The sequence below is a fragment of the Synechococcus sp. Minos11 genome (genome assembly GCF_014279855.1).
Taxonomy (GTDB): Bacteria; Cyanobacteriota; Cyanobacteriia; order PCC-6307; family Cyanobiaceae; genus RCC307.
This window is the reverse complement of sequence record NZ_CP047953.1, coordinates 1174094-1199476: the sequence shown is the minus strand read 5'-3', so window position 1 is coordinate 1199476 and position 25383 is coordinate 1174094. Positions and strand designations below refer to the sequence as shown.

Sequence of the window (25383 nt, the reverse complement as noted above, 5' to 3'; positions counted from 1 at the left end):
ATGGTTTCGGCGGTCGCCATTGACCTGGTCTCGACCCTGTTTGGGGTGCCACTCAGGCAGATCGGCTTGGCGCTGAGCTTCGCTCCGGTGCTGTTGCCCCTGAGCTAAGCGTCGTCCTCTTCCAGCAGCATCTGTTCGAATTCGCTGTAGAGCGAATCGTCTTGGTTGGGATCGCTGCTCGTGCCCTTGTTGGCTGATGTTCGTTTGGCGTTCGCTTCCTGGGGTGCTCGTTTCCGCTGAGCTTCGAGCTGCCGCAGCCGGGCCATCAGGTGCTCAGGCACCTTGCCGTCAGGGCTCACCTGCATCAATTGGCGAAAGAGTTCTTCCGGGTCCTCTTCGATCTCAACCCGGTGTTGCCGCTGAGGCTTCGTCTGGGCTTGGGGCGTTGGTGCCTCCAGGGGCTTGGGGAGTTGGCGACCCAGTTCCTGGAGACGCTCCAAGCTGCGGGGATCAAAGCTCATGGCAGCTCAAGGGCAGCCCAGGGTGTCCCGGGTGTCGCGACCTGTCACCGAGTTGGTGCCTTCGGCCACGGCACACAGGGTGCTGAGGGCATCACCTCGCAGGGGCACATCGCTGAAATCAGCACCGGTGATCGTGACACCACTGAAGCGGGTGTTGAAAGCAAAGGCGCCTTCAAGGCGGGCATCACTGAGATCGGTGCCGTTGAAGACTGCTGAATCCAGCGTGGCTTCGCGCAGATCGCTGCCAGAGAGATTGGCGTCTTGAAGCTTGGCGCCGAACAAGCTGGCGGCGCGGAGATCAGAGCCCGATAGATCGGCTTCGCGCAGGTTGGTGAGGTTGAAGGTCACGCCCCTGAGATCCCGACTGGAAAAATCAGCGCCAATGAGCACTTGCTTGGCGTAGTCCATGGCCGCATCGGCCGGGAGAACAGGCAGGAGCAGGAGCCAAAGCAGGGCTAGCAGCCGTCGCAGCATCACGTTGAACCGGTCGGCCAAAAGCCTAGGGCCGCTGTCGGGGAATCCTGAGTGCTCCTGCTGGCGGTCGTCATGGCATGGGGCGCCGAGGCGGAGGCCCAGGTGGCTGTGTTGCTCTGCCGCCGCCATTGGCGTCTGCTGGATTGCAACTGGTGCTGCCGTTGGGGTGAGTTGGATCTGGTGCTGGCCAAACCCCAGCGGCTGCTGCTGGTGGAAGTGAAGGCCAGGCGGCGCTGGGGCCTTGATCACGGCGGGCTACTGGCCTGCGGACCCCGCAAGCGCTGCCGGCTGGCCAGGGCGCTGCGCTGTTGGCTGGCGGCCCATCCGAGCTACGCCTTCCACAGCATTGAGGCCCACTTAGCGCTGGTGGATGGGGAGGGCCAGGTGCGCTGGTTTCCTCTGGAGCATCTGGGCTGATGCACAGTTGGAGTCATGGCCTTTTCTGGACATCACGCGCGCAAACGCTTTGGCCAGCACTGGCTCAAGGATGAGAGCGTTCTGCAGCGGATCGTGGCGGCTGCAGCGCTGCAGCCCGATGACCATGTGCTGGAGGTGGGGCCTGGGCGCGGCGCCCTCACGGCGCAATTGCTCGCCAGCCCAGCTGCCTCGGTGCAAGCGGTGGAGTTGGATCGGGATCTGGTGGCGGGTTTGCAGCAACGCTTTGCAGCTGAGCCCCGGTTTCAACTGCAAAGTGGCGATGTGTTGGCTTTGCCCCAGTTAGGTGATGGGGAGCGCCGTCCCACCAAGGTGGTGGCCAATATTCCCTACAACATCACTGGACCACTGTTGGAGCGTTTGGTGGGTCGCTTGGACCGTCCGGTTGAGCCCCCGTATCAACGGCTGGTGCTGCTGGTTCAGCAGGAGGTGGCCCGGCGCATCAGTGCCAGAGCGGGGCAGAGCAGCTTCAGTGCCCTGAGCGTGCGCATGCAGCTGTTGGCCCACTGCCGCTCGGTGTGCCCTGTTCCGCCCCGCTGCTTTCAGCCGCCGCCCAAGGTGCAGTCCGAGGTGATCAGCCTCGATCCACTGCCTGCCGATCAGCGTCCGCCCCAGGCGGTCGCCAAGCAGGTTGAACATCTGCTGCGCCTGGCCTTTTCAGCGCGCCGAAAGATGGTGCGTAACACCTTGGCCAGCGCTGCTCCAGCCGTTGGCTTAGAAGCGTGGCTGGCTGATGCCGGCCTCACGCCTCAGCAGCGCCCGCAGGAAATTGCAGCGCAGCAGTGGGTAGCGTTGGCCGCTGCTCTGCAACCGGCTCTGTGAGTTCGCTGTCCCTGCGTGCCCCGGCGAAGATCAACCTTCACCTGGAGGTGCTTGGTCTCAGGGACGACGGGTTTCATGAGCTGGCCATGGTCATGCAGACCCTGGATTTGGCTGATGAATTGGCGGTGGATTCGGCCCCTGCCGGGGAGTTGAGCTTGTCTTGCAGCGATCCCCAATTGCCCGTCGATGGCAGCAATTTGATCGTCAAGGCCGCCGAGGCGCTACGCCGCCATTGCGGCAGGCCAGAGCTCTCAGCGCAGTTGTCGTTAACCAAACGCATTCCCATCGGTGCTGGCTTGGCCGGTGGATCCAGTGATGGAGCAACGGCGTTGTTGCTGCTCAACCGCTATTGGGATCTGCAGCTCAGCGCTGCAGAGCTGCACAACTTGGCGGCACAACTTGGCTCTGACGTGGCGTTTTGCCTGCAGGGAGGCACGCAACTCTGCTTTGGCCGTGGTGAGCGGCTTGAAGCGATTGCTGTGGCTGCCAAGCCGGCTGTGCTGCTGATTAAAAATCCCAACGTCAGTGTCAGCACGCCTTGGGCCTACGGCCTCTGCAAAGAGCGCCTGGGCTCTGGCTACCTCAGCTCGGAAGCTGACTTTGAGCGCCAGCGTCAGGCCCTGCGCCAATCGCCGCTGCTGGCGTGGCTCAAAGCTGAGCAGCAGCAGTTACCGCCGTTGCGCAATGATCTGCAGCAGGTGGTGGCACCTGAGAACGCCAGTGTGCAAAAGGGCTTGGCTTTGCTTGCCTCAGCGGGCGATCCCCTGCAAGTGGCGATGAGCGGATCGGGCCCGAGCCTGTTTGCGCTCTACCGCGATCAGCCGGCCGCCGCCGCAGCCCAGAGCGCCCTGGCACCGGCTTTGGCGGAGAATGGCTTTGAGCACTGGATCTGCCAGTTCACAGCGGAGCGTCATGGCTGAAACCACTAGCAAAGGGCCCTTGAGTTATCTCAGCGGCAGCCTCACCAGTGGGTTGTTCTGCGCCATCTCCGTGTGGATCACCCTGAGGTTGATCAACTACTACAGCCTGCATCCACCTCAGTACAGCCAGCAATTCGCCCAGTCGATCGCCACGGCCTTGAAAACACTCATCATCGGCAGTGGTTGTGTGGCGGTGTTCAGCTTTGGCTTGATTGCGGCAGGTTTGCTCTTGCTGTTTTTCCAGGCTGTCTTCCAGAACGAGACCAAACCAGCTGCCTAGCCTGGGTTAGCTGAATCCTTGCCATGACTCCCCACGATTTGGGGTTGCTGGCCTTGCTGCTCTCCCCGGGCCTGCTGCTCTCGGTGCTGCTGTTGGCCACCTTTGCGGCCGGGGGCTAGGGCTCTTTTCCCCGCCTGGCGCTGATAAGTTGGCCGCTTGCCGGCTTTGCTCGGTACGCCGCCTGCGCCTGACCCTGTGGCTGAAACCCTCCTGTTCAACGCCTTGCGTGAAGCCATCGATGAAGAGATGGCCCGCGATGCCCATGTTTGTGTGATGGGGGAGGACGTCGGCCATTACGGCGGTTCCTACAAGGTCACCAAGGATCTCTACGAGAAATACGGCGAGCTGCGCGTGCTCGATACCCCGATTGCGGAAAACAGCTTCACAGGCATGGCGGTTGGTGCTGCCATGACCGGTTTGCGCCCGATCGTGGAAGGCATGAACATGGGCTTTCTGCTGCTGGCCTTCAACCAGATCTCCAACAACATGGGGATGCTGCGCTACACCAGCGGCGGCAATTTCACGATCCCAACGGTCGTGCGTGGACCCGGTGGTGTGGGCCGTCAGCTGGGTGCCGAGCACAGCCAGCGCCTCGAGGCCTATTTCCACGCGGTGCCGGGTATCAAGATCGTGGCTTGCAGCACCCCCACCAATGCCAAGGGGTTGATGAAGGCCGCGATTCGCGACAACAACCCCGTGCTCTTTTTTGAGCATGTGCTGCTCTACAACCTCAGCGAAGAGCTCCCGGAAGGGGAGTACACCTTCGCGCTCGATAAAGCTGAGATGGTGCGGGAGGGCAAGGACGTCACCCTGCTCACCTACTCGCGCATGCGCCACCACTGCCAAGCGGCCGTAAAGCAACTGGTGGAGCAGGGCTATGACCCTGAACTGATCGATTTGATCAGTCTCAAGCCCTTCGACATGGAGGCCATTAAGCGCTCCATTGCCAAGACCCACCGGGTGGTGATCGTTGAGGAATGCATGAAGACCGGTGGTATCGGCGCCGAGCTCATCGCTCTGATCACAGAGCAATGCTTCGATGAACTCGATGCCCCCCCGATCCGGCTATCCAGCCAAGACATCCCAACGCCTTACAACGGCAAGTTGGAAAACCTGACGATCATCCAGCCCCATCAGATCGTCGAGACCGTTCAGCAATTGGTGCAGCGATGACCCGGCCCCAAGGTTGGCTGGCGCTGATCCTGGCGCTGGCCATTGGCAGTCTTTTGGTGCTGCGCTCCTTACCGCTATCCCTCGGACTGGATTTGCGGGGCGGCAGCCAACTCACCTTGCTGGTCAAACCAGCCGGTGACATCACCAAGATTGAGTCCAAACAGCTTGACGCGGTTAAGGAAGTTCTTGAACGCCGCGTCAATGGCCTGGGTGTTTCGGAAGCCAGCGTCACCACTTCCGGCAGCGACCGGATCGTTGTGCAGCTGCCTGGGGTCCAAGATCCACGCCGCGCTGCTGAGGTGCTTGGCACCACGGCCCGCCTTGAATTTCGCGCGCAAAAGCCCGAGACCCAGCAAGAGCTCACCAACCTCACGCGCTTGAAGCGATTAATCGTGGCGCGCCAAGAGCAAATCGCTGGCCGCACGCAAACCAGCGATGGTGAGCAAGCTCCCGATGTCAGCGGTCCTCTCACCGACCTGCTGAAGCAACAGGGCATTGAGGCTCCAGCCAATGCCAGCGAAGAAGAGCAGCTCGAAGCGCTGTTAATCGAAACCGAACGGCGCATCACGCCATTGTTTGGTGAGCCTGAGCTCACCGGATCAGACCTGGTGGATGCTGGCCGTCAGCAACAACAGGGCAGCCAGAGCTGGGAGGTGACGCTGCGCTTTAGCCAGGCTGGTGGCGAGAAATTTGCAGACCTCACCAAGAGCATTGCCGGCACCAACCGCCTGCTGGGAATCATGTTGGATGGCCGCTCCATCAGTGAAGCCAGCGTTGGCCCGCAGTTCGCCACAGCTGGCATCACCGGCGGTGCCGCCACCATCACCGGTCGCTTTTCCGCCGATGAAGCGCGTGATCTAGAGGTTCAACTGCGTGGCGGTGCCTTGCCGCTCCCGGTTGAAATCATCGAAAACCGCTCGGTTGGTCCCACGCTCGGAGCCCAGAACATCCGCAACAGCCTGATTGCCGCCGGCTCGGGTACGGCGCTGGTGGGTGTGTTCATGGTGATCATCTACCGCCTTCCAGGAGCGGTGGCCCTGTTGGCCCTGTTGCTGTATTCGCTGTTCAACCTGGCGCTCTACGCCCTGATTCCCGTGACACTCACCCTTCCTGGGATCGCCGGTTTCATCCTCTCGGTGGGTATGGCTGTGGATGCCAACATCCTGATTTTTGAGCGCAGCAAAGAGGAGCTACGCGATGGCAACACCCTGTTCCGCTCGGTGGATACAGGCTTCTCCAGGGCGTTTTCCTCGATCTTTGATGGTCACCTCACCACCTTGATCAGCTGTGCTGCTTTGGGTTGGTTGGGTAGCGGCTTGGTGCGGGGCTTTGCGGTGACCCTGGCCATCGGCGTGCTGCTCAGCCTGTTCACCGCTTTGACCTGCACGCGCACCTTGATGCGTCTGGCCCTGAGTTACCCCGCCCTGCGTAAACCCTCCCTCTTCCTCGCCGCGTCTTCCCAGCCATGACTTCCTCCAGCGGCGCCATCCTGCGTGAACCCAGGTTGCGCATCAATCGCCATCGCCGGCTTTGCCTCAGCATCACCGCGGTTTTGGTGGGGCTCAGTGTTCTCGGTTTGGTGCTCTCATGGCTGTCTCCGATCAAGGCTCCTCTGAAGCCAGGCCTTGATTTCACCGGTGGAACCTCCATCCAGGTGGAGCGCAATTGCGGCGATCGCTGCGCTGAACTCACTGTCCAGCAAGTGCAAGACGCCTTGCCCGCTGCAGCGGTGGTGCAGCTTCTTGATGATGGCCAGGCCGTCAGCGTGCGCAGCTCAGCGCTGAGCCCTGCCGAAAGTGGCGCCTTTGTTGACGCGCTTGAGCAGGTGGCGGGTCCGCTGATCGCCACCGACACCCAGATCAACACCATCGGACCTGTGTTGGGCAAACAGCTGCTCTCCAGCAGCGTGTTGGCCTTGACCGTCAGCTTTGCGGCAGTGGCGCTTTACATCTCAGCTCGCTATGCCCGCCTCTATGCCGCCTTGGCCCTGTTGGCGTTAGCCCATGACGTGCTGATCACCAGTGGCTTGTTTGCTTGGCTGGGTTTGTTTGCTGGCGTGGAGGTCAACAGCCTCTTTGCCGTGGCGTTGCTCACCTTGGCCGGCTATTCCGTCAACGACACCGTGGTGGTGTTTGACCGTATTCGGGAACAGCAACGGCTCTTGCCTGATTTGAGTGTGGAAGACCAGGTGGATCGCGCCGTTGATGGCACCTTGACCCGATCGATCTACACCTCGCTCAGCACGGAGATCCCCATCTTGGCGTTGATCCTGTTTGGCGGCGCCAGCCTGCAGTGGTTTGCCGTTGCACTGTTTGTTGGCATTGCTGTGGGTGCATGGTCGAGTGTGGCGGTGGTGCCGCCGCTGTTGCCCTTGATGGGCGGCCGTTTGCCGCAACGGGCAGCAAGCTCTGGCGTGGTTGCATGAGAATTCCCGCTGCGGTGTTCTGGGTGGTGTTGGTGCTCGCCCTGTTGGAACTTCGCAGCGAGGTCAAGTTGTTGGCGCAGCACTTCACCTGGACGGGCCTGTTGTACGCCGTTATTCACCACAAGCTCGCCTGTCTGATTGTGGTGCTCAGCCCCTGGTGGTTGCTGAGCTCAACCCGCCATTCCGGTAGCCGATTCCCATGATTGGCGCCTGGTTCGCCTCGGCGGTGATGGTGCTGGCTGATCCGGCCCCGCCGCCCCCTTTGCCGTCCACAACCGCTTTGCTTGAGGAGCTGAACCAGAGCCCTGAGGGATCGGCCCAGCTGGCGATTCACCACCGCTTGCTGGGCCACTATTGGCGTGATGTGGCCAGTGATGGCGATCAGGCTTTGCCGGAGGTGGAGCTGCTCGCGCCTGGTGCGCGTTTCTCGGCTTGCGGTAAGGCACCAGCCAGCAATGCCTACTGCCCTGAATCAGCTCAGATCGGCATTGATGCCCGTGGCTTGCTATCCCGCTTGCGGCTGCAATCCTCACCAAGCACTGAGCTCACGGCGCTCACCGTGCTCGCCCATGAATGGGGCCATCACGTCAACCAAGCGATCGATCAAGGCCCCTTCAAGGGCCGGGAAGAGGATGCCGCTGACTGGCGCGCAGGCCGATATCTCGGCTGGTTGATGGCCAATCAGGCGTTGAGCGTTGAGCAGTTCACCGAAGCCGCCAACATCTTGTTTCGCATTGGCGACTATCACCAGCTCTCGCCGCATGGCTACCCCTTAACGCGCTACCGGGCCTTCACCGATGGGGTCAATGGTGAAATCACTCCTGGCACGCAATTCGACAGCTGGATGATGGACACGCCGGAGACGTTCTCTGAAGTTGTCGACTTCAACCCGCAGGAACCCTGGGTTGATGCGGTGATCAAGGTTTATCGCTTTGAGGTGGAGCGCGGCGGCCAGATTGCTGGCAACTTGTTTAGCGCCGCTTTGGGCGTGTTGAACTGCGGATTCGGCGGCTCTTCAAGAGCATGCGCCGGGGCTCTGACACGCCAAGGTCAAGCCAAGCCCGATGGTTGGTTTCGGCTGCGCAAGCTGCAGCTCAATTGCTACAACGGCGTCTTCGACATCCTTGGCGACGGCATCAAGAGGCAGCGGATTTCAGCGGATCGAAAAGGACAAGCTCAGCGGATTGCCCAACGCCTCTGTTCAGCTGCCCAGTAGTTGCTGCTGATCGGCATCAATGATCTCCTGCCGGCGGCGGCAGATGGGTTCGACAATCCCCTTGATGGTGCGTGGATTGCGCACGGTCCCCACCGTGTATTGCTCGGATCCTTTGATCAGCCACAGCGGTTGTTCAAAGCTGATCTGGCGGCGACTGAGCTCGTCTTCTACCCCCAGCATGCGAATCGCTTGGCTGTTGTTGTCGAGATCGATGATCAGCGGTGATCCCTGCGGTAGGGCGATCAGGGTGAACAGCGGCCGCCGCGTTTCCTCTTCGGTGTCGCATGTGATCCCCACTTCAGCGAGGGTGTATTCGACGGCATAGCCCTTGAGATCGGGCGGGCGATCAGTGCGATCACTGAGGTCACCCCAGCCAGCGGTGAGTTCAAAGACTGAGCCACCGGTGCTGGTGGGGAGCAATGAACTGGGAACAATGCAGCTGGAGCGTTTGAGCTTCATCAATTCATCACCGCGCCGCTTGATCTCCAGACCATCGGCGTATTGCTCGGTGAGGCCATTGATTTGGCAGTTGGGCTGCTCAAACGAGAGCCGTGGTGCCCAATAGCGCCAGTTTTCATAGAGCTGGCGATTTTTAGCGGTGGTGGCCAGTGCTGCGCGCAGCTGGGCCTGCGTTTCTGCTGGCTCCTTCTCCTGTTGCCATGGCGGATTGCCCCAGCTGCAGCCTGCCAAACCAGCGGCTAATGCCAAGGCGGCCCATCGGCTGCTGCGCACGGTTCATCCACAAGTTCTGCCCAGCCTGCCAGAAGTTTTGCTTGGCTTTCGCAGATGATGGACGCTGCAGAGCGAGCAGCTGGGCGGGCGCTAATGCCGATGTACCTGGGAGTGGTGTTGATCGGCTTGAGCATTGGTACAGCTTTGGCGATCGCTGCTGTGGTCGGATTTGAGCGCTGGAAACGCCGCAACGACTAATCAGCCGTTGCTGCTCTTCAGGGTCCAGCGGTCCATGATCTCTTTGACAAAGACCTCCTGCAGGAGCACTTGCAGCACCACCACCAAAGGCAGGGCCAGCAGCACACCGGGCAGACCGAGTAAGGCGCCCAGGCTCAGCTGCGCCATCAAGGCCACTGTGGGCAGCAGGTTGACCGTGCGCGAGAGCAACAGGGGCGTTAGCAAAAACGCCTCACCGTTTTGAAGGATCAAGCGCAGCACGATCACCTTCAAGCTCAGCTCCGGTGACACCACCAACGCCAGTGCGGTGGGCAGCAGCGTCGCCACCGTTGGGCCGATGGTGGGAACGAAGGTGAGGAGGCCGCAGACCAAACCACTCAGCAGGGCCAAAGGCACCTGCAACCAGGCCAGTCCAGCCCAGGTGAGCAGAAACACGCTGATGGCGGAAATGGTCATGCCCGCTAGCCAGCCACCGAGGGCATCACGGCATTGCTGCAGCAACCGGCGGCCTTGCGGGCGATAAAAGCGTGGTGTGGCAGCGATCAGCAGATTGATGTGGTGTTGCGGATCGAGGCACAGCAGCAACGCCAACAGCGCCATCAGCAACACCTGAATTGAGCTGTTGGCGGCTCCGCCAGCCAGGCCCAGCAATTGACTGCCCAACGGTTGCAGGGCTGAGAGACCACCAGAGGATTCGAGGCTGCTGCCAAGGGGGCCCACGCCGCGGATCTCCGAGAGAAAAGCACCCACCCGCTGCAATAGCTGCGGCAGTAACTCATTGAGGGTGGCGACCTGCTGCACCAATTCCGGCAACAACAAAAACCCCAATTCCCAGCCCAGCAGGACCAGCAAGCCAACCACCACCACCAGGGCCTGCGGACGATGCAGGGGAGTGCGCCGCATCAAGACCTGCACCGGTACATCGAGGGCCACGGCGAGCACCACAGCGCCAAAGAGCACCAAGAGGACCCAGCGCAGCTCCCACGCCAAGAGCCCAAGCACCACCAGGGCCAAGGTGCCGAGAATCGCTGGCCAGCTGACCAAGTTACGGCCTTCCATCAGCAGAACCTCCCCGGGCGCTTCCAGGTGTCGAGCACATCGCGAACGACGAGCTCACGCACCACCACCTGCAGGCAGACCGCTAAGGGAAGCGCCAACAGGAGTCCCTTAAAACCAAAGATCACCGTGAAGATCCCCTGTGCAGCCAGGGTCAACCCCGGGAGCAACTTGACCTGGTGATGCATCACCGACGGCGTGATGACGTAGCTCTCGAAGTTTTGGATCACCACATAGAGCGCCAAGACCGCCAGCGACATCCAGGGGGTGTCCAGCAGAGCCACGGCCATGGGGAACACCACACTCAAGGTGGGGCCAACGTTGGGGATCACATTGAGCATTCCCGCCAATAGGGCATTGGCGGTGGTCAGCTTGACCCCCAACAGGCTGAGGCCAACAAAGGCCATGAAGCCAACAGCAACCGAGCTGATCAGCACACCCACCATCCAACTGCTGAGTGCTTGCCCGCAGCTATCGAGCACGCCAGCAATTCGCCGGCGCAAGTAGGAAGGCGCCATCAACACGGCGACTTGGCGGTAATCCTCTGGCTGAACACTGAGCATCAGAGCGACTGCCACCACAAACACCAGCTGCACCAGGCCAATGCCGAAGTTTCCGGCCAGCTCCACCACACGGCTGAAGCTGTTGGCGAGATTCCACTTCTCTGGATTGGAGATATTGCTCTGGATTGCTGAGCTCAGATCACCACCAATGAGTTGTTGCAGTGCCTGAGCAGCCTGCGGCAATTGCTCGATCAGCTCTCGAAATTGCGCACTGAAGGGGGGGACCAGGGCGACCACCACAACGATCACCAGCACCACAACCAGAAGCAGCGAGAGCGCTAGCGATGGCCAGCGCCGCCAACCCAGGCGGCTCTGAACAGCGCGCACCAAGGTGCAGAAGGCCACAGCCAGAACAACCGAGCCAAACAGGTCTATTAGGACAAATCTCAGATCCCAGAGCAGAACCACCGCAGCGATCAGCGCTGCGAATCCAACCCAGCGACCAAAGGCTATTTGGCCGTCAGCTTTGGCTGAATCCAAGGTCGTGGCTGGCTGCGTAGCGCTCAGCAAAGCGCATGAAACGCTGGAAGTCAGCCTCGCTCTTCCAGGTGTAAGTGGCCTCCAATGCAAAGGCGACGCCGTTGACAAAGCGCGCGTTGACATCGCGGCTGGTCAGTTCGCCTTCCTCATCGACCATGAACATGCCGGTGATGTCGCCCATGGTTTCCGGGGCCAAGGCTTGAGGCTCCTCAAACACAAACTTGGCCTGGCCGGTCATCCCATCGCGCGAGCGGGTCAGCTTGATGTCGGGAATAACGGGCTCGTCAACGCCACGGAAAAACTGAATGGCTGCGCCCATCGCTGACTGCCCCGAAAGAGGGAGAGCTTACGCAGATTTCAGCTGCAATAGCTGGTGTGCCACGGCAGACGCACTTAAGCCCTCCACCGCCAACCTGGTGATGGGAGTGGAGCGCCGATTCAGCTCATAGCTGTAGCAGCGGTCGTAGTAATCAAGAATCACCGCGCAAGCGCTGCTGAGATCTCCAGATCGGATGCTGTCGGTGGCGTCTTTCGTTCGTTGCGGTCCAAGTCGCCGTTGTAATCGCTGGGTGGCTTCCAGCAATCCTCCATGGGCTTCGGCGCCGTAGAGGGCCACCAGCGCATCAATCCGTTCCTTCTGCGGCCGCTCCAACACCACCACAGGTGCCTGCTGCATTTGCTGCCAGAGCCCGTTGGGTAGGCGGCAACGGCCGATTTGAACGCTTTCGGCCTCAAGCCACAGAGGCGCTTGGCCTTCTAGAGCCACCAGCGCCACAGCGAGCTCGTTTTCAAACATCTCCGTGCTGGGTTGTTCAGGCTGCCCCAGCCCGCCAAAGCTGCTGCCGCGGTGATGCGCCAGCCCCTCGAGATCCACCATGGCCCCGCCCTGCTGGGCTAGGGCCAACAAAACGTCGGTTTTTCCGCTGCCGGTGCCGCCTCCGAGCAGTTGAACCGGCCAGGGCCTCTCGAATTGGCCGAGTACCCAGCGGCGAAAGCTCTTGTAGCCGCCCTCGAGCACCACGACATCGATATCCAGGGTGGAGGCCAGCCAGGCGACGCTGCCGCTGCGCATGCCGCCGCGCCAGCAGTAGATGCGCAAGGAACCGGGACCTTGCTGGGCGATCTGCTGCAGCTTGTGGCCCATGGCAGCGAGCTGGGGACCCACCAGTTCCAATCCCCGTTGGATGGCCTGCTGACGACCTTTTTGCTTGTACAGGGTGCCCACCTCAGCGCGCCCCTCGTCATCAAAAAGGGGCAGATTCACAGCGCCAGGCCAGTGCGCTTTGGTGAATTCACTGGGGCTGCGCACATCCACCAGAGCACCGGGTGAATGCATCAAGCTGTCGATGGCAAGCCGGTTGGTCATGGCTGCACTGCGATACTGGCGACTGGCCCCATCCGCCATGTTGTCTGGTTCACCCTCATCTGCTGCTTCCGGAGGTTCGGAGCAGGCCGTTGTTGAACCGGCCGCACTGTTGCAAGAGTTCCTCAAAGGCAATAGCCGCCAGCGACAGCGGCTCTGGAAGACATTGCCGGCCCAGGCGCCTGAACTGGTCGAGTCGATCTGGGATCTGCTGACCAACCAGAGCCGCCAGCCCGACGATTGGGCCATTGGCAGTTTGCTGCGCCTGCTGGCCGCTGATCCCGATCAGCTCGCCAAGCTGCAAACCACCTACCCCGTCGGTTGGCTTGTTGCCCCTGGGATTGGTGCTGACCGCTGCGCAGAACTGCAGTGTTGCCTGATGTGCGGTGAGCTGGAAGAGGCCGACCGCCTCACCACAGCCCAGTTGCGCGCCTTGGCCGGGCCAGCGGCCGAAGAGCGTGGATACGTGTACTTCAGTGAAGTGCCTGGCATGCCCATTGCTGAGCTCGCCCACCTCGATTCCCTCTGGTGGTTCTACAGCGGTGGCCGCTATGGATTCCGCATTCAACGCCAGAAGATTGAACGCTTGCGTTGGCGCTGGGAGCAGCTCTGGCCCCAAATCGGCTGGAAGAACGAAGGATCCTGGACCCGTTATCCCGGTGCCTTCACCTGGAGCCATGACGCCCCGGAGGGGCATATGCCCCTGGTCAATCAATTGCGTGGGGTGCGCCTGATGGATGCCTATCTCCGCCATCCAGCTATCGACCAAGCCCTCGAGGCTCCATAAGATCAGAACTCGGGAACCAGGCGGCAGGAACGTGCTCTTGAACCTGACAAAGCGATGTCGCTGGTTTGAGTTCATCACCCCATCCACCTTGGCTTTGCAGCCCTTGCTGGAGCTGCTGCTGCAGCCAGCGGCCAATGAGCATCGGGAATTGCTTCAGCTGGGCTTGCAGGAGGCGCTGGTCAACGCTGTGCGCCATGGCAACGGCAACGATCCAGCCAAGCTTGTGCGCATTCGCCGCATCCACAGTCCGCAGTGGTTGATTTGGCAAGTGCAAGATCAAGGCCCTGGGCTGCAGCCTGAGCAGCGTTTGGCCTTACTGCCGGATGAATTGGACGCCATCTCCGGTCGTGGGCTGTTTTTGATGCATCAATGCTTCGACGATGTGCGCTGGAGTCCGCGCGGTAATCGCGTGCAACTGGCGAAGCGGCGTTAGGACGAGCGCCTGCCGTGATCTGGGCAGCCGGGGTCCCGTTGCTCCCGCTGGATCCAACGCTGCGCACTCTCCAGCAAGGCCACCACATCCCCATCCGCCTGGGCGCCATTGCGCAGCAGCAGCAATAGCGCTGCTGAGAGCTGCTCAGCAGCGCGCCGGTGACGGTCGCTTTTGAGGCGATGCCAATCCCGTTCCTTGATGGCGAGATGGCGTTGCAAGGTTTCGGCCAGCTGCACCTGGTCTTCGCTGAGCCCTTGCATGGAGAACTGGCAACAATGGGAATTGTCCTGCTTGGAAGCACGCCGTGCCCCGTCCGCTGCGCTGGATGCATCACCTCAGCCCAGTGCTGCAAATCAGTTTGGCCAAAGCGGAACGCCAACCATCGGTTGCCGGGCGCCGACAACAGCAACGCCAACGGCTTCTTTTAGAGCTGCTCAGCTCGGCTGAGCTTCCCCTCACCGGTGGGGATGGTCGCTTCTGGCGTGCTTTGCGCTGGGGAGGTGCTGGATTGCTACTGGGACAGGCCCTGCATCACTTCCTCCCGCGGTGAGATGGCGGGCTCCAGCTGCTGAGCGCTGCGGATCAAGTTGTCCTGCAGCGTCAGCTCTTCGCCGCGTTCAACATCAAGCACGGTGTTGAGCAGATGCATCGGGCCACGCTTCCAGGCATTGCGCAGCGACCGCCGCAGCCTGTCTTCTTCGAGCACCAAGCGATCGGCTGCTTCGGTGGGGGATTCGCCCTGGACAATCACAGCCCGCAGGCAAACCCCGAAGCCATAGGCCTCAATCGTCGGTTGTCCCCCTTGCAGAACGGTCTGGAAGGTCCAACCTTCGAGCCATCGCACCCGAAATGGGTTAGTCATCAACGGCCCCTGTTACAGCCCCATTGGAGCTAAGAATCGTTCAAGTTACAACTTTCTTCCACTTTATGTTGCGATCTGAATATCTACCGCATATAGGTTTATATCAACCAGATTTACGAGCTGTCCAAACTCTCGTCATAAAATAAGATTTGGCTTCAATGACCTCAAAGCCACTGCGCTGCAGCCTTTCTGGAATGTTATCGGCAATGTAATCGCGGTAATAAGGCTCATGGAAAACGCGCCTGAAGTTCTCCATCACGGCGCCAAATGTAGGGCTGTCATCCAGCTGAATCGAATCCGCTAGCACCAGCACACCACCGGGCTCCAGCACGCGCCAAGCCTCATCCAGCACCTTTTGGCGGGCCTCACCAGGAAGCTCATGGAACAGGAACACACAGGTCGCCGCCTGCATCACCTCGTTGGCGAAGGGAAGCTCCTCACCATTGCCTTGGACCAGCTGCGGTAATTCGCCAGGAATCTCTGACAGCCAACGGCTGGCTTGACGCAGGTAGGAGGAGGAGAGATCCAGGCCCACCAACTGCGCTTTCGGCAACGCTCCCCGCAGCTGGCGCAAGGTGCGACCGGTGCCGGTGGCAATGTCCAGCACGCGAATGGCATCGTCACGACGGCCACCCAGCTGATTGATCAATGGGCGGATTAGGCGACGCCGCATCGCATCAGCAGTGCCATTGAACAGAATTTCCACCTGCAGGTCATACAGCTCTGCTGAGCGATCACTCAGGTAGCCATCGGTTTGGTGGTGGAAGTTTTGGAGGTAATAGTCCGGGTAATCCTTGGGGTTGATCTCCACCGGTAGATCGGTCACATCCCGCCGCGTGCGGCGCTGCCAGATGGAGGGCAGATCCAGCCAGACCAGGGGGTATCGAACAGCCCAATCGAGCCAGGGAGCGTCAAACAGCAACGAAGTGGGATAGAGACCCTGCTGCGCTTCTTTCCAATCCAGCTCCAGCAGCTCGTTCATGCTGCTGCGCAGCTCCCCCAACATTTCGGGGGGCACAGGCACTGTGCTGGCGCTGGCCTGGGGAGCGACCAGATCCATCAGGCGAGTGCTCACCTCTTTATGGGCCAAACCCAGCAGGCTTTTGCCCTGCTGCATGGTTTGGTACGCCAGCTTGGTGACGGGGTCGCTCATGGCCCTTTCTGGGGATCACCCATTTCAACCGATCCAGACTAAAAACGTGGCCTAGACACAAAAAAAGGGGGCCCTTCGGCCCCCTTGGGATGAAACGTCGCCAGTGATCAGGCGTCGTAGTACATGGTGAACTCGTGGGGATGCGGGCGCTGACGGAGTTGCTGGACTTCCTCGTACTTGAGATCAATCCAGTTCTCGATGAAGTCTTCAGTGAAGACGCCACCGGCCAGCAGGTAGTCCTTATCGGCATCGAGAGCCTGCAGGGCCCCATTGAGGGATGAGGGCACTGTGGAGATCTTGGCCAGTTGCTCGGCGGGCAGTTCGAACAGGTCGACGTCGGTGCCGTCACCGGGATCGATCTGATTCTTGATGCCGTCGAGGCCAGCCATGAGCATGGCGCTGAAGGCCAGATAAGGGTTGGCCAGGGCATCGCCGGAGCGGAACTCCAGGCGCTTGGCTTTCGGGCTGGGGCCGGTGAGTGGGATCCGCACAGCAGCGGAGCGGTTGCCCTGGGAATACACCAGGTTCACCGGGGCCTCAAAACCGGGCACCAGGCGCTTGTAGCTGTTGGTGGTGGGGTTGGTGAAGGCAAGGAAGCTGGGGGCGTGCTTGAGCAGGCCGCCGATGTACCAGCGGGCGGTTTGGGACAGGTTGGCGTAGGTGCCCTCACCGAAGAACAAGGGCTGGCCACCTTTCCACAGGCTCTGGTGCACGTGCATGCCGCTGCCGTTATCGGCAAAGACAGGCTTTGGCATGAACGTGGCGGTGCGGCCGTATTTACGGGCCACGTTGCGCACGACGTACTTGTAAATCATCACGTTGTCCGCCGCGCTGATCAGATCGGCGAACTTCATGCCGAGCTCGTGTTGGGCGGTGGCCACCTCGTGGTGGTGCTTCTCAATAGGGATTCCCAGGTTGGCCATGGTGAGCAGCATTTCGCTGCGCATGTCCTGCATGGTGTCGTTGGGGGCGACGGGGAAGTACCCCTCTTTCAGCTGGATCTTGTAGGCCAGGTTGCCGCCTTCTTCTTGGCGGGCACTGTTCCAGGGAGCCTCAACTGAATCGCAGCTGTAGAAGCTGCTGCCGTTGCCGGAGTTGTAGCGGACGTCATCAAAGATGAAGAATTCTGGCTCGGGGCCAAAGAAGGCGGTGTCAGCCAGGCCGGTGCTTGCCAGGTGATTGATGGCCTTCTGGGCCAAGGCACGGGGGCAGCGCTCATAGGGCTGGCCGCTGCGGGGCTCCTGAATCGAGCAGATCAGGCTGAGGGTTTTTTCGCCATAGAACGGATCGACCCAGGCGGTGCTGGCATCGGGCACCATCGCCATGTCGGATTCGTTGATGGCCTTCCAGCCGCGGATGGAGGAGCCGTCAAAGGCCAGGCCTTCGGTGAAGGATTCCTCTTCAACGAGGTCCTTGTGCACAGTCAGGTGCTGCCACTTGCCATGGACGTCGGCAAATTTCAGATCAATGAGTTCGATTCCTTCGTCCTTGATCTGGCGAAGGATGTCCTGCGGTGTCTTGGCCATGGACGACGTAGTGGACGAAGAGCAGAAAGCTGAACGTACGGAGCACTTTGGACCCTCTGTGTATCAGCTGATACAAAAAAACGGACCTTCCGTTCAGGTGACGGTTTCTGTCAAATCGTGGGAATCCAATTGGGAACTGGCTTTGCGCTGGTTCAGAAGTGCTAGTTTCCGCCCACTACCCAGGGATGCATGCAGGACGCAGTCACCGGTCTGATCGGTCGCTACGACCAGCAGGGTCGCTATCTCGATCGCTTGGCGATTGAGCAGATCGATGCCTACTTCGTGGAGGCTGACCTTCGCTTGGCGGCTGTTGCGTTGATCAATCGCGAAGCGGCAGAGATTGTTCGCGAGGCCAGTCAGCGCCTCTGGCTTGCCGATCCGGAATTGTTGTTGCCCGGCGGCAATGCCTACACGACCCGCCGTTTGGCGGCCTGCTTGCGCGACCTCGACTATTTCCTTCGTTATGCCTCCTACGCCTTGGTGGCGGCTGATTGGAAAATGCTGGATGAGCGGGTCTTGAACGGACTCAACGACACCTATAAGAGTCTCGGTGTTCCGACAGGCCCCACGGCACGGGGCATCTTGCTGCTTTCTGAGGTGGTGCAAGAAATGCTCTCTGCTGAGGGCGTGCAGTCGGCCGACGTGGTTCGTGCTCCCTTTGAGCACATGGCCAGGGCCTTGGCGGAAACGAATATCAGCGGTCGCTGATTCCGACTCCACGAACTTCTAACCTCTGCACATCAAACCTTTTCTCGTCACGTGACTGTCTCGTCGCTTTCTTCCGCAGCACTGTCCGTGAACGAGGCTCATCGTCTGCGCCTGGATCCCATCGCAACGCCTGATCGGTTGCTGCTTGGTCCCGGTCCTTCCAATGCTGATCCGCGGGTTCTGCAAGCCATCGCGAGGCCTCCGCTCAGTCACCTTGATCCGCTCTATCTCGAGCTGATGAATGAGGTGCAGGAAATGCTGCGCTACGCCTGGCAAACCGATAACCGCTTCACCATTCCCGTGAGCGGAACCGGCAGTGCCGCCATGGAGGCCACCATCGCCAACACCGTGGAACCCGGCGAAACGGTGGTTGTCGGCGTGATCGGTTATTTCGGCAAGCGCCTGGTCGACATGTGCGGCCGCTACGGGGCCAAGGTCGTTGAGGTGTCGGCTCCTTGGGGTGAAGCCCTCAGCCTTGACACCCTCACCCAAGCGGTGGAGCAGCACAAGCCTGCTGTGCTGGCCTTGGTCCACGCTGAAACCTCCACCGGCGTTCAGCAGCCCCTCGATGGCATCGGTGATCTCTGCCGCGCCCACGACTGCCTCTTGCTGCTCGACACCGTCACCTCTTTAGGGGGTGTTCCGCTGAAACTGGATGAGGCCAAGGTTGATCTGGCCTACAGCTGCAGCCAAAAGGGTCTGAGCTGTCCTCCAGGACTGGGTCCTTTCACAATGGGTCCTCGGGCGGAGGAAAAGCTGGATCGCCGCAGCGGCAAGGTGCCCAACTGGTACCTGGACATGTCAGGTCTGAAGTCCTATTGGGGCAGCCAGCGCACTTATCACCACACGGCGCCGGTGAATATGAACTATGGATTGCGCGAAGCGCTTCGGCTGCTGTGTGAGGAAGGTTTGGAAAATTCCTGGGCCCGCCACCGCCGCAACAGCGAGGAGCTGTGGGCTGGTTTGGAGCGCATGGGTCTTGAGCTGCACGTGCCCCTCTCCCACAGGCTTCCCACCCTCACCACTGTGAAGATCCCTGATGGTGTCGATGGCAAAGCCTTCGCGACCCATCTGCTGAACAAGCACGGCGTTGAGATCGGTAATGGCCTTGGTGATCTGGCTGGTCGCGTCTGGCGTGTTGGCCTGATGGGCACCAATTCCAAGCCTGAAAACGTTGAGCGCCTGCTCAACCTGTTGGATCTTGAGCTGCCAGCTTTCCGTCAGGGTTCCGCTGCTGCCTAAACCAGGCCTGTAGCTGTTCACGGCAGGCTTCGCCGCGCACACCGCCGATCACCTCCATGTGGTGATGGGCAGAAGCATCGGTGCTGAGATTCAGGCATCCGCCCAGAGCCCCGCGCTTGGGATCCGATGCGCCGAACACCACGCGGCCCATGCGCGCCTGGACCAAGGCGCCCGCACACATTGGGCACGGCTCAAGGGTGACCAGCAGGGTGTGCTGATTGAATCGCCAGTCACGGCGCAAGCTGCTGGCTTGGCGGAGAGCCACAAGCTCCGCATGCCCGAGGGGATCTTGTGCAGCCTCGCGTCGGTTGCTGCCCCAGCCAATGGCTCGACCGCGTGGATCGAGCACGACCGCCGCCACAGGCACTTCGCCCCGCTGCCCCGCCTTGGCGGCCAGCCGCAGCAGGCGATCCATCCACGACTGATAGAGGGTTTCCATCAGCAGTGAGAATGACCCATCAACGGACGCGCTGCTTGCAGGTCCTTTCCAGCCCATTTCCAGAGGGTCTCCCCCTGTTCCCTGGCCCTGGGGCGGTGGATCCCAAGCTGCAAGCGGTGTTGAAGCACAGCGTTGAGTTGCTTTGTCGTTGGTATGGGGACTCCCATCAGCATGGTCCTCGCCCCCATCTGAGTTTGGTGCCTGGGGCTGCACCGCTTGAGCAAGGGCGCTCTCCGGACGCCTTGCTCGACGATTTGCGCACGGTGATGGCGGGCGCCTTCCGGCCCAACCATCCCGGCGCCTTGGCCCACTTGGATCCGCCGCCGTTGGCGATCTCGGTGGTGGCTGATTTGGTGGCCTCAGGCCTCAACAACAATCTGCTCGCCGAAGAGCTCTCGCCTTCGCTCACCCGCTTGGAGCGGCAATTGTGCCGCTGGCTTGCTGATCGCATTGGGCTCGGCCCTGACGCCGGTGGTGTTCCTGCCAGTGGCGGCAGCCTCAGCAACCTGATGGCGCTGGTGTGTGCCCGCAAGCAAGCCGGCCTGCAGACCAGAACGGATGCGGTGGTGTTGGCCGGCTCTGCAGTCCATGTGTCGTTTCTCAAGGCCCTAACGGTGATGGGCTTGCCGCCTGAGGCCCTGCGCACGCTGCCGCTGGATCAAGCCGGGCGCCTTTGCCCTGACACGCTGCGGCAGGCTCTGCAGCTGGCCCAACAGCAAGGGCGGCCTGTGCTGGCCGTGGTGGGTGTAGCTGGCACCACCATCCAAGGGGCCATCGATCCGCTTGCGGAGCTTGGCGCGCTCTGCCGTGAGTTCGGCGTGTGGTTTCACGTGGATGCGGCCATCGGCGGGGTTTGCGGCCTCAGTGATCAGCACCGCTGGCGGGTGGCTGGCTTAGAGCTAGCCGATTCGGTTTGCCTCAATCCCCAAAAGCTCCTGGGAATCAGCAAACCCTCCTCGGTGTTGTTGGTCCGCCGCAGCGAGAGTCTCGCCGACACCTTCTCCACAGCGCTGCCCTACATGGAGGAAACGGCGAGTCCCCAAGGTGGTGATTTGGGTTTGCAGGGCACCCGAGGCGCTGAGGTTTTAAAGCTCTGGCTGGGGTTGCAGCATCTCGGCCTGGAGGGCATTGATGCGGTGATTTCTGCTGCTCTTGAGCGCCGCCAGTGCCTGTTGCAGTTGCTGGAGCCACTGCAGCTCACGCTGCTCCCTGGCGATCTGCACCTGCTGAGCTTCCGCCATGCCTCGCTTGCTGGCGAGGCGGCCATGGGCTGGCGGGATCGCGTCCATCAGGCCCTGCTCGAACACAACCTCTGGCTGTCGAAACCAAACCTCAATGGCCAACCCTTGCTCAAGGCCGTGCTGGGCAATCCATTCACAGGTGAGCGCGAGTTGCAGCAGATTGCTGCGGTGCTCCAAGCCTCATGAGTGAGTCCTCTCCCCGTGGTCGCTGGGTCGCCATTGCGACCGGGGTTATTTCGGTGCTCTTGGCCTTGGCCTATTTGGCCCTGGTGATGGTTCTGGATCGTCAAGGTCCACTGCGTCCACCACCGCCTGAGGCCTTTGCGGCGGCAGGCGCCGTCCCCGGCGCAGCGGCTCCACCACCTTCGCCAGAGCTTGCTCCAGAAAACGGCTGAGATCGAGGTCGCGACGATCCAGGTCGTATTGACGTCGCACCACTTCGCCGATACCGCCATCACCCCAGGTCTGCTGCTGGCTGAAGTAGGTGATGAAGCTTTTGCCCGCCAGTCGTGTCAGCCAGGCGGCGGTGACCGCTTGAATCGCTTTGCCCGCAATCAACGTGGGCAATTGGCTGCTGAGTGCAGCCCCCAGCAGGCTGGCTCCCCCTTTGACAACGCCCAAGCTGGCCAAGGTGCGTCCCAGGGAGAGGGCCAATTGCTGCCCTTGCTCGCGGGTGATGCTGACGCCATAGACCTGAGCAATCTCCACCACCATCTGCGCGTTGACGGCGGCGGTGGCCAGAAGATCAACCCCGGGCAGTGGCGTGACGGCGATCACCCCAGCGCCGATCCAGCCGTAGCGCTCTACCACTGCCATTGCCTGCAAGCCCCGTTGACGATCCAGCAGGCTTTGGGAGGTTTCGGCCAGGCGGCTGCTTTGCAACAAGATGTTGTCGGCCAGGAGTTCTTCACCGTCGGCGCGCAAAACAGCGGCCAGCCGGCGCAGCAACCGCTCAATCTCGGCTGGTGGTTGCCATGGCCGCTCGCCCGGCCTGGGCACGCTTTGCGGTGCAGCGCTGGCACTGACAACGTCTTGGGACTCCACCAGGCCTGTGCAGCGGCGCCGCAACAGCTGCAGCAGGCGTTGCTCTTCGGTCTCACCGCGCAGGTCGCATTTGTTGAGCACCAGCAGGGTGCGTTTGCCTACTTCGGCCAGGCTACGCAGCACGCTGAATTCGCTGCTGCGTAGATCGCCGTCCACAACAAACAAGATCAGATCGGCCAGCACGGCTTCCGAGCGAGCATCCCGTTCACGGTCGCTGCCCTGCTCACCGGCTTCGAGGATTCCTGGGGTATCGCGCAATTGGATCGAGCGACCCAGACCGGCCAAGCGCAGCCGATAGCTGTTGGTGCTGGTGGTGGAGCCCATCGCTGCGCCCACCGAACCCACTTGGTCATTGAGGAGGGCGCGAATCAGCGAGGTCTTGCCGCTGGAGCCGCTGCCAAAGACCACCACCCTGAAATCACCCCGCTCCAAGGATTCCTGTACCTGTTGACGCTGTTGTTGCAGGGCTTGACGCGCGACGTCATCACTGAGTTGCGCCAGTTGCTGATCAATGGAGTCGAGATTGCGGCGGGCCGCTTCTTGACGGTTGCTGGGTGGTGCAGGTTGGCCCGCTTTGGCTTGGCCTCGTTTCCCGCGGATCAACGGTTCCACCAGCGGCAGCAGGGCCAGCACCAGGGCGCCAACCAACAGCAACAGGATGGGGCCCACCAGCCATCCAGGTAGCCAATAACTCAACTGCCAAATCAAGCTGTTGATCGCTTGCATCACGATCGACAGCACCACAACCACCACCAGCAGACCGCCAAGAATCAGCCAGAGGCGCGTGCGTTTCATGGCCGGCCCTCCGCATCAGCAGTGCCCTGGCCTGCAGTCCGCATGATCTCCCACCACAAACCAGCAGCGGCGGCGCTGGTTTGGCCCGTGGGGCTGTTGTCGTCATTGCCTAGCCAAACGCCCATCACCCAATGGCGCTTGGGTTCGTAGCCAATAAAGGTCAAATCGCGACCTTCATTCGTCGTTCCCGTTTTTCCTCCCTCGTTGCCGCCCAGGTAGGCAGCACGGCCCGTGCCGGATTGGATCACCGATCGCAACAGTGTTTGCATCACCAAGGCTTGATCGGTGGGCAAGACCCGGCGGCTGCGTTGGCTGGCCAGGGAGCGCTGGGCACAATCGCTGGGATCGAGTGGACAGGTTTCGGTGTCAGTGAGTCGGCGAATCGTGCTCGGTGAGGTCCAGATGCCCCCATTGGCCACGGCCGCATAGGCCGCCGTGAGCTCCAGCAACAGTGTTTCTGATTGCCCAAGCACCAAACCCGGGACCGCTGCCATCGGTGTCGTGATGCCGAAGTCGCGTGCTTTGCGAACCACAGCATCAAGGCTGTAGCGGCGTGCCAGATGCAAGGCAGCACAGTTGTCGCTGGATGCGAAGGCCTGCTTCAGGCTGCTGCTGCCGCGGCAACCTTGGCTGTAACGCAGGCCCCCCCACTCGATTGGCGATGCCGAGACAGGTGTTGTTGGCCTAACGCCTCGATCAATGGCCACTAAATAAGGGAAGAGTTTGAACACGCTTCCGGGCTGCCTCAGGGCTTGGCTGGCGCGGTTGTATTGGCTGGTGCTGTAGTCGCGCCCCCCCACCAGGCTGAGGATTCCGCCGGTGCGGCTATCGAGCACCACAACGGCCCCTTGGTTGATGCCGCTGGTGCTGTTGGCTCGTAGAAATCGCTGCAGGGTCACTTCAACGACCTCTTGCAGCGTTGGGTCGAGATGGGTTTCCACGATGAAGTTCCCCTCAGCGGCCACATCGTCACCAACGAGCTTCTGCAGATCGCGCTCCACTTGATCGCTGTAGAAGGGAGCTGGTCTGCGGGCGACACCGGTGCAGGCTTCAGGCGCCAGTTGAATCGGAGTTCGCCGGGCGATGCGTCCTTGATCAGCCGAGAGGCGACCTTCCCGCACCATTTTGTTGAGCACACCATTGCGTGCCGCCAGCGCAGCTTCCGGATAGCGGCAGGGGTCGTGGCCATTGGGCGATGGCAGTAGCCCCACCAGCAGCGCCGCCTGCGGCAAGGTCAATGCACTCGCTGAGTGGTTGAAGTAGGCCTGCGCGGCATCTTCAAAGCCCCACCCGACGCCGAGATACACCCGATTGAGGTAGCTCAACAGCAGCGTTTGCTTGCTGAAGCGCGCTTCCAATTGCAACGCGACCAGCAGTTCATTCCATTTGCGCTGCAGCGTGTCGCCCTCGCCCACCTCGTTGGGATAGAGGCTCCGGGCCAGCTGTTGGGTGAGGGTGCTGCCGCCCTCCAGCACTTGGCCGCCAGCAATGTTGACGAGCAAGGCACGGGTGATGCCAATCGGATCGACCCCTGGATGCCACCAGAAGCGGGTGTCTTCGCTTGAAAGCAAAGCCGCCCTAAGCGATGGCGCGAAATCGGCAACACGCTCCTTTTCGCGGTGGTTCGTATCAAAGCCACTGTTAATCGGTGTGCCGCTGCGGTCGTAGAGCACCAAGGGCCCGCGCACTGGAGCCAAACTGCCGCGCACCGGCACGCTGACGGCGCCGAAACCGAGCACCAACAGACCAGCCCCGGCCAGGCTCAATAGGCCTGAACTGAGTGCCTTCCTCCAGGGGAGCCGTTGACGGCGGGAGCTGGGCTCAAGGAACTCCAGCACTGGTAGCGATGGATCAGCCTCTGGTCCAAGGCGAATGCGATCCCCATCGCGTAGGGCCAAGAGCTGCACCGATCGGCCCTTCCAGCTCAAGCCATTGGTGGAGCCTTGGTCCCTGAGCTGCCAGTGGCCATGGCGGCGCTCCAGCAAGGCATGGCGCTTGCTGATCGCAGGGTGCTGGATCACGATTTCGGCGTCGGGATCGCGCCCCAGTCGATACACCTCCCCCAGCAGCTGGATCTCCCTGCTGGGTTCACCGTTGATGTGAAGGCGTAGGGATGGGCTCATCGCTGGCGGATGGCTTCGATCAACAGACACAACACGGCCAAGTTGATCGCAACGTCGGCCAAATTGAAGACGGGAAATGAGAATGGCACCAGTTCAAGGCCATCGATCACCGCTCCATAGCGCCAGCGATCGATGCCATTGCCGACGCTTCCTGCCAGCAGGAATGCGGCAGCTGCGGCTTGCCAGCGGGACCACTGCCGCCCACGGCGCCCAATCCAGATCAACAGGCCAACGCTGACTAGCAGGCTGATCCAGCCCAGCCACTGCGAGCCACTGCGAAACAGGCTGAAGGCGGCGCCATCGTTCCAGACCAGCCTCAGGTTGAGTAGTCCAGGAATCCAGCTCTGGCTGACGCCAGGTGGCAGGTTTTGCAGCCACCACTGCTTGCTGAGCTGATCCAGCAGCAACAGCCCAGCAGCACTCAGCAGGATCCAGAAACGTTTGCCAGCCATG

At 61.2% G+C, this 25383-nt stretch carries 30 protein-coding genes; 15 read left to right on the top strand and 15 right to left on the bottom strand.

What is annotated here, in order from left to right; genetic code table 11:
• Nucleotides 1–104: 104 nt before the first annotated feature.
• The gene (locus SynMINOS11_RS06670) at nt 105–461 is read right to left on the bottom strand and encodes a hypothetical protein (protein ID WP_186547454.1); all 357 of its coding nucleotides are present in this window, start codon (nt 459–461) and stop codon (nt 105–107) included.
• A gap of 6 nt (nt 462–467) precedes the next feature.
• Entirely contained in the window at nt 468–935 is a 468-nt protein-coding gene (locus tag SynMINOS11_RS06665) for a pentapeptide repeat-containing protein (protein WP_186547452.1), read from the bottom strand.
• 51 nt (nt 936–986) lie between these two features.
• Here SynMINOS11_RS06665 and SynMINOS11_RS06660 point away from each other — a divergent pair, with 51 nt between their 5' ends.
• The 9 genes from SynMINOS11_RS06660 to SynMINOS11_RS06620 all read left to right on the top strand — a co-directional run bounded on the left by SynMINOS11_RS06660 (nt 987) and on the right by SynMINOS11_RS06620 (nt 8206).
• Nucleotides 987–1352 (top strand): YraN family protein, encoded by a 366-nt coding sequence (locus SynMINOS11_RS06660; RefSeq protein WP_011935733.1) that lies wholly within the window; start codon nt 987–989, stop codon nt 1350–1352.
• A 15-nt stretch (nt 1353–1367) separates the two neighbouring features.
• The gene (gene rsmA, locus SynMINOS11_RS06655) at nt 1368–2192 is read left to right on the top strand and encodes a 16S rRNA (adenine(1518)-N(6)/adenine(1519)-N(6))-dimethyltransferase RsmA (RefSeq protein ID WP_186547450.1); all 825 of its coding nucleotides are present in this window, start codon (nt 1368–1370) and stop codon (nt 2190–2192) included.
• On the top strand, nt 2189–3112 hold the full coding sequence (ispE, locus tag SynMINOS11_RS06650) for a 4-(cytidine 5'-diphospho)-2-C-methyl-D-erythritol kinase (RefSeq protein ID WP_186547448.1): 924 nt from the start codon (nt 2189–2191) through the stop codon (nt 3110–3112). Before rsmA ends, ispE begins: the two co-directional genes overlap by 4 nt.
• On the top strand, nt 3105–3392 hold the full coding sequence (locus tag SynMINOS11_RS06645; protein ID WP_011935730.1) for a DUF3082 domain-containing protein: 288 nt from the start codon (nt 3105–3107) through the stop codon (nt 3390–3392). Before ispE ends, SynMINOS11_RS06645 begins: the two co-directional genes overlap by 8 nt.
• A 195-nt stretch (nt 3393–3587) precedes the next feature.
• On the top strand, nt 3588–4565 hold the full coding sequence (locus tag SynMINOS11_RS06640) for an alpha-ketoacid dehydrogenase subunit beta (RefSeq protein ID WP_011935729.1): 978 nt from the start codon (nt 3588–3590) through the stop codon (nt 4563–4565).
• Nucleotides 4562–6034 carry a protein translocase subunit SecD gene (secD, locus tag SynMINOS11_RS06635; RefSeq protein ID WP_186547446.1) on the top strand — a complete coding sequence of 491 codons (1473 nt, stop codon included), beginning with the start codon at nt 4562–4564 and terminating at the stop codon, nt 6032–6034. The genes SynMINOS11_RS06640 and secD overlap by 4 nt, the downstream gene beginning before the upstream one ends.
• Nucleotides 6031–6990 carry a protein translocase subunit SecF gene (gene secF, locus SynMINOS11_RS06630; RefSeq protein WP_186547444.1) on the top strand — a complete coding sequence of 320 codons (960 nt, stop codon included), beginning with the start codon at nt 6031–6033 and terminating at the stop codon, nt 6988–6990. Before secD ends, secF begins: the two co-directional genes overlap by 4 nt.
• Complete coding sequence (locus SynMINOS11_RS06625; protein WP_186547442.1) at nt 6987–7193, top strand: hypothetical protein; 207 nt, start codon at nt 6987–6989, stop codon at nt 7191–7193. The genes secF and SynMINOS11_RS06625 overlap by 4 nt, the downstream gene beginning before the upstream one ends.
• Nucleotides 7190–8206: a Zn peptidase gene (locus SynMINOS11_RS06620; RefSeq protein ID WP_186547439.1), complete on the top strand. Its 1017-nt coding sequence runs from the start codon at nt 7190–7192 to the stop codon at nt 8204–8206. The genes SynMINOS11_RS06625 and SynMINOS11_RS06620 overlap by 4 nt, the downstream gene beginning before the upstream one ends.
• Here SynMINOS11_RS06620 and SynMINOS11_RS06615 read toward each other — a convergent pair.
• The 5 genes from SynMINOS11_RS06615 to mnmH all read right to left on the bottom strand — a co-directional run bounded on the left by SynMINOS11_RS06615 (nt 8192) and on the right by mnmH (nt 12580).
• Nucleotides 8192–8938: a hypothetical protein gene (locus tag SynMINOS11_RS06615; RefSeq protein WP_011935724.1), complete on the bottom strand. Its 747-nt coding sequence runs from the start codon at nt 8936–8938 to the stop codon at nt 8192–8194. The genes SynMINOS11_RS06620 and SynMINOS11_RS06615 overlap by 15 nt on opposite strands.
• Nucleotides 8939–9136: 198 nt before the next feature.
• Entirely contained in the window at nt 9137–10174 is a 1038-nt protein-coding gene (locus SynMINOS11_RS06610) for an AI-2E family transporter (RefSeq protein ID WP_011935723.1), read from the bottom strand.
• Nucleotides 10174–11187, bottom strand: a complete 1014-nt coding sequence (locus tag SynMINOS11_RS06605; RefSeq protein ID WP_043738077.1) for an AI-2E family transporter — start codon at nt 11185–11187, stop codon at nt 10174–10176. Before SynMINOS11_RS06605 ends, SynMINOS11_RS06610 begins: the two co-directional genes overlap by 1 nt.
• A gap of 7 nt (nt 11188–11194) precedes the next feature.
• On the bottom strand, nt 11195–11533 hold the full coding sequence (gene psb28, locus SynMINOS11_RS06600; protein WP_011935721.1) for a photosystem II reaction center protein Psb28: 339 nt from the start codon (nt 11531–11533) through the stop codon (nt 11195–11197).
• A gap of 27 nt (nt 11534–11560) precedes the next feature.
• Nucleotides 11561–12580: a tRNA 2-selenouridine(34) synthase MnmH gene (mnmH, locus tag SynMINOS11_RS06595; protein WP_255445331.1), complete on the bottom strand. Its 1020-nt coding sequence runs from the start codon at nt 12578–12580 to the stop codon at nt 11561–11563.
• Here mnmH and SynMINOS11_RS06590 point away from each other — a divergent pair.
• Both SynMINOS11_RS06590 and SynMINOS11_RS06585 read left to right on the top strand, forming a co-directional pair.
• Entirely contained in the window at nt 12579–13364 is a 786-nt protein-coding gene (locus tag SynMINOS11_RS06590; RefSeq protein WP_255445330.1) for a GUN4 domain-containing protein, read from the top strand. The two genes, mnmH and SynMINOS11_RS06590, sit on opposite strands and share 2 nt — an antisense overlap.
• Nucleotides 13315–13797 carry an ATP-binding protein gene (locus tag SynMINOS11_RS06585; RefSeq protein ID WP_255445329.1) on the top strand — a complete coding sequence of 161 codons (483 nt, stop codon included), beginning with the start codon at nt 13315–13317 and terminating at the stop codon, nt 13795–13797. Before SynMINOS11_RS06590 ends, SynMINOS11_RS06585 begins: the two co-directional genes overlap by 50 nt.
• Here SynMINOS11_RS06585 and SynMINOS11_RS06580 read toward each other — a convergent pair.
• Complete coding sequence (locus SynMINOS11_RS06580) at nt 13794–14057, bottom strand: DUF6439 family protein (protein WP_186547432.1); 264 nt, start codon at nt 14055–14057, stop codon at nt 13794–13796. The genes SynMINOS11_RS06585 and SynMINOS11_RS06580 overlap by 4 nt on opposite strands.
• 44 nt (nt 14058–14101) lie before the next feature.
• Between SynMINOS11_RS06580 and SynMINOS11_RS06575 the strand changes: the two genes are divergently transcribed.
• Nucleotides 14102–14347, top strand: coding sequence for a hypothetical protein (locus tag SynMINOS11_RS06575; RefSeq protein WP_186547430.1), 246 nt, complete (start codon nt 14102–14104; stop codon nt 14345–14347).
• Here the strand turns inward: SynMINOS11_RS06575 and SynMINOS11_RS06570 are convergent.
• The 3 genes from SynMINOS11_RS06570 to glnA form a co-directional block, all read right to left on the bottom strand.
• Entirely contained in the window at nt 14309–14659 is a 351-nt protein-coding gene (locus SynMINOS11_RS06570) for a hypothetical protein (protein ID WP_186547428.1), read from the bottom strand. The two genes, SynMINOS11_RS06575 and SynMINOS11_RS06570, sit on opposite strands and share 39 nt — an antisense overlap.
• Nucleotides 14660–14762: 103 nt before the next feature.
• Nucleotides 14763–15812 (bottom strand): class I SAM-dependent methyltransferase, encoded by a 1050-nt coding sequence (locus tag SynMINOS11_RS06565; protein WP_186547426.1) that lies wholly within the window; start codon nt 15810–15812, stop codon nt 14763–14765.
• A 107-nt stretch (nt 15813–15919) separates the two neighbouring features.
• Entirely contained in the window at nt 15920–17338 is a 1419-nt protein-coding gene (gene glnA / locus SynMINOS11_RS06560; RefSeq protein WP_011935713.1) for a type I glutamate--ammonia ligase, read from the bottom strand.
• 189 nt (nt 17339–17527) lie between these two features.
• Here glnA and SynMINOS11_RS06555 point away from each other — a divergent pair, with 189 nt between their 5' ends.
• Both SynMINOS11_RS06555 and SynMINOS11_RS06550 read left to right on the top strand, forming a co-directional pair.
• On the top strand, nt 17528–18046 hold the full coding sequence (locus SynMINOS11_RS06555) for an allophycocyanin subunit beta (protein WP_186547425.1): 519 nt from the start codon (nt 17528–17530) through the stop codon (nt 18044–18046).
• 81 nt (nt 18047–18127) lie between these two features.
• Entirely contained in the window at nt 18128–19288 is a 1161-nt protein-coding gene (locus tag SynMINOS11_RS06550) for a pyridoxal-phosphate-dependent aminotransferase family protein (protein ID WP_043738070.1), read from the top strand.
• Here SynMINOS11_RS06550 and SynMINOS11_RS06545 read toward each other — a convergent pair.
• Nucleotides 19233–19727, bottom strand: a complete 495-nt coding sequence (locus tag SynMINOS11_RS06545) for a nucleoside deaminase (RefSeq protein WP_186547423.1) — start codon at nt 19725–19727, stop codon at nt 19233–19235. The genes SynMINOS11_RS06550 and SynMINOS11_RS06545 overlap by 56 nt on opposite strands.
• Nucleotides 19728–19732: 5 nt before the next feature.
• Here SynMINOS11_RS06545 and SynMINOS11_RS06540 point away from each other — a divergent pair, with 5 nt between their 5' ends.
• Complete coding sequence (locus tag SynMINOS11_RS06540) at nt 19733–21154, top strand: pyridoxal-dependent decarboxylase (protein WP_186547421.1); 1422 nt, start codon at nt 19733–19735, stop codon at nt 21152–21154.
• 45 nt (nt 21155–21199) lie between these two features.
• On the opposite strand, the gene SynMINOS11_RS06535 is transcribed toward SynMINOS11_RS06540, so the two are convergent.
• The 3 genes from SynMINOS11_RS06535 to lspA are packed head-to-tail and all read right to left on the bottom strand — an operon-like array spanning nt 21200 to nt 25382.
• On the bottom strand, nt 21200–22807 hold the full coding sequence (locus tag SynMINOS11_RS06535; protein ID WP_186547419.1) for a YcjF family protein: 1608 nt from the start codon (nt 22805–22807) through the stop codon (nt 21200–21202).
• Complete coding sequence (locus SynMINOS11_RS06530) at nt 22804–24930, bottom strand: transglycosylase domain-containing protein (protein ID WP_186547417.1); 2127 nt, start codon at nt 24928–24930, stop codon at nt 22804–22806. The genes SynMINOS11_RS06535 and SynMINOS11_RS06530 overlap by 4 nt, the downstream gene beginning before the upstream one ends.
• A complete protein-coding gene (lspA, locus tag SynMINOS11_RS06525; protein ID WP_011935706.1) occupies nt 24927–25382 on the bottom strand; it encodes a signal peptidase II in 456 nt (151 codons plus the stop codon). Before lspA ends, SynMINOS11_RS06530 begins: the two co-directional genes overlap by 4 nt.
• Between the last annotated feature and the right edge of the window lies 1 nt (nt 25383).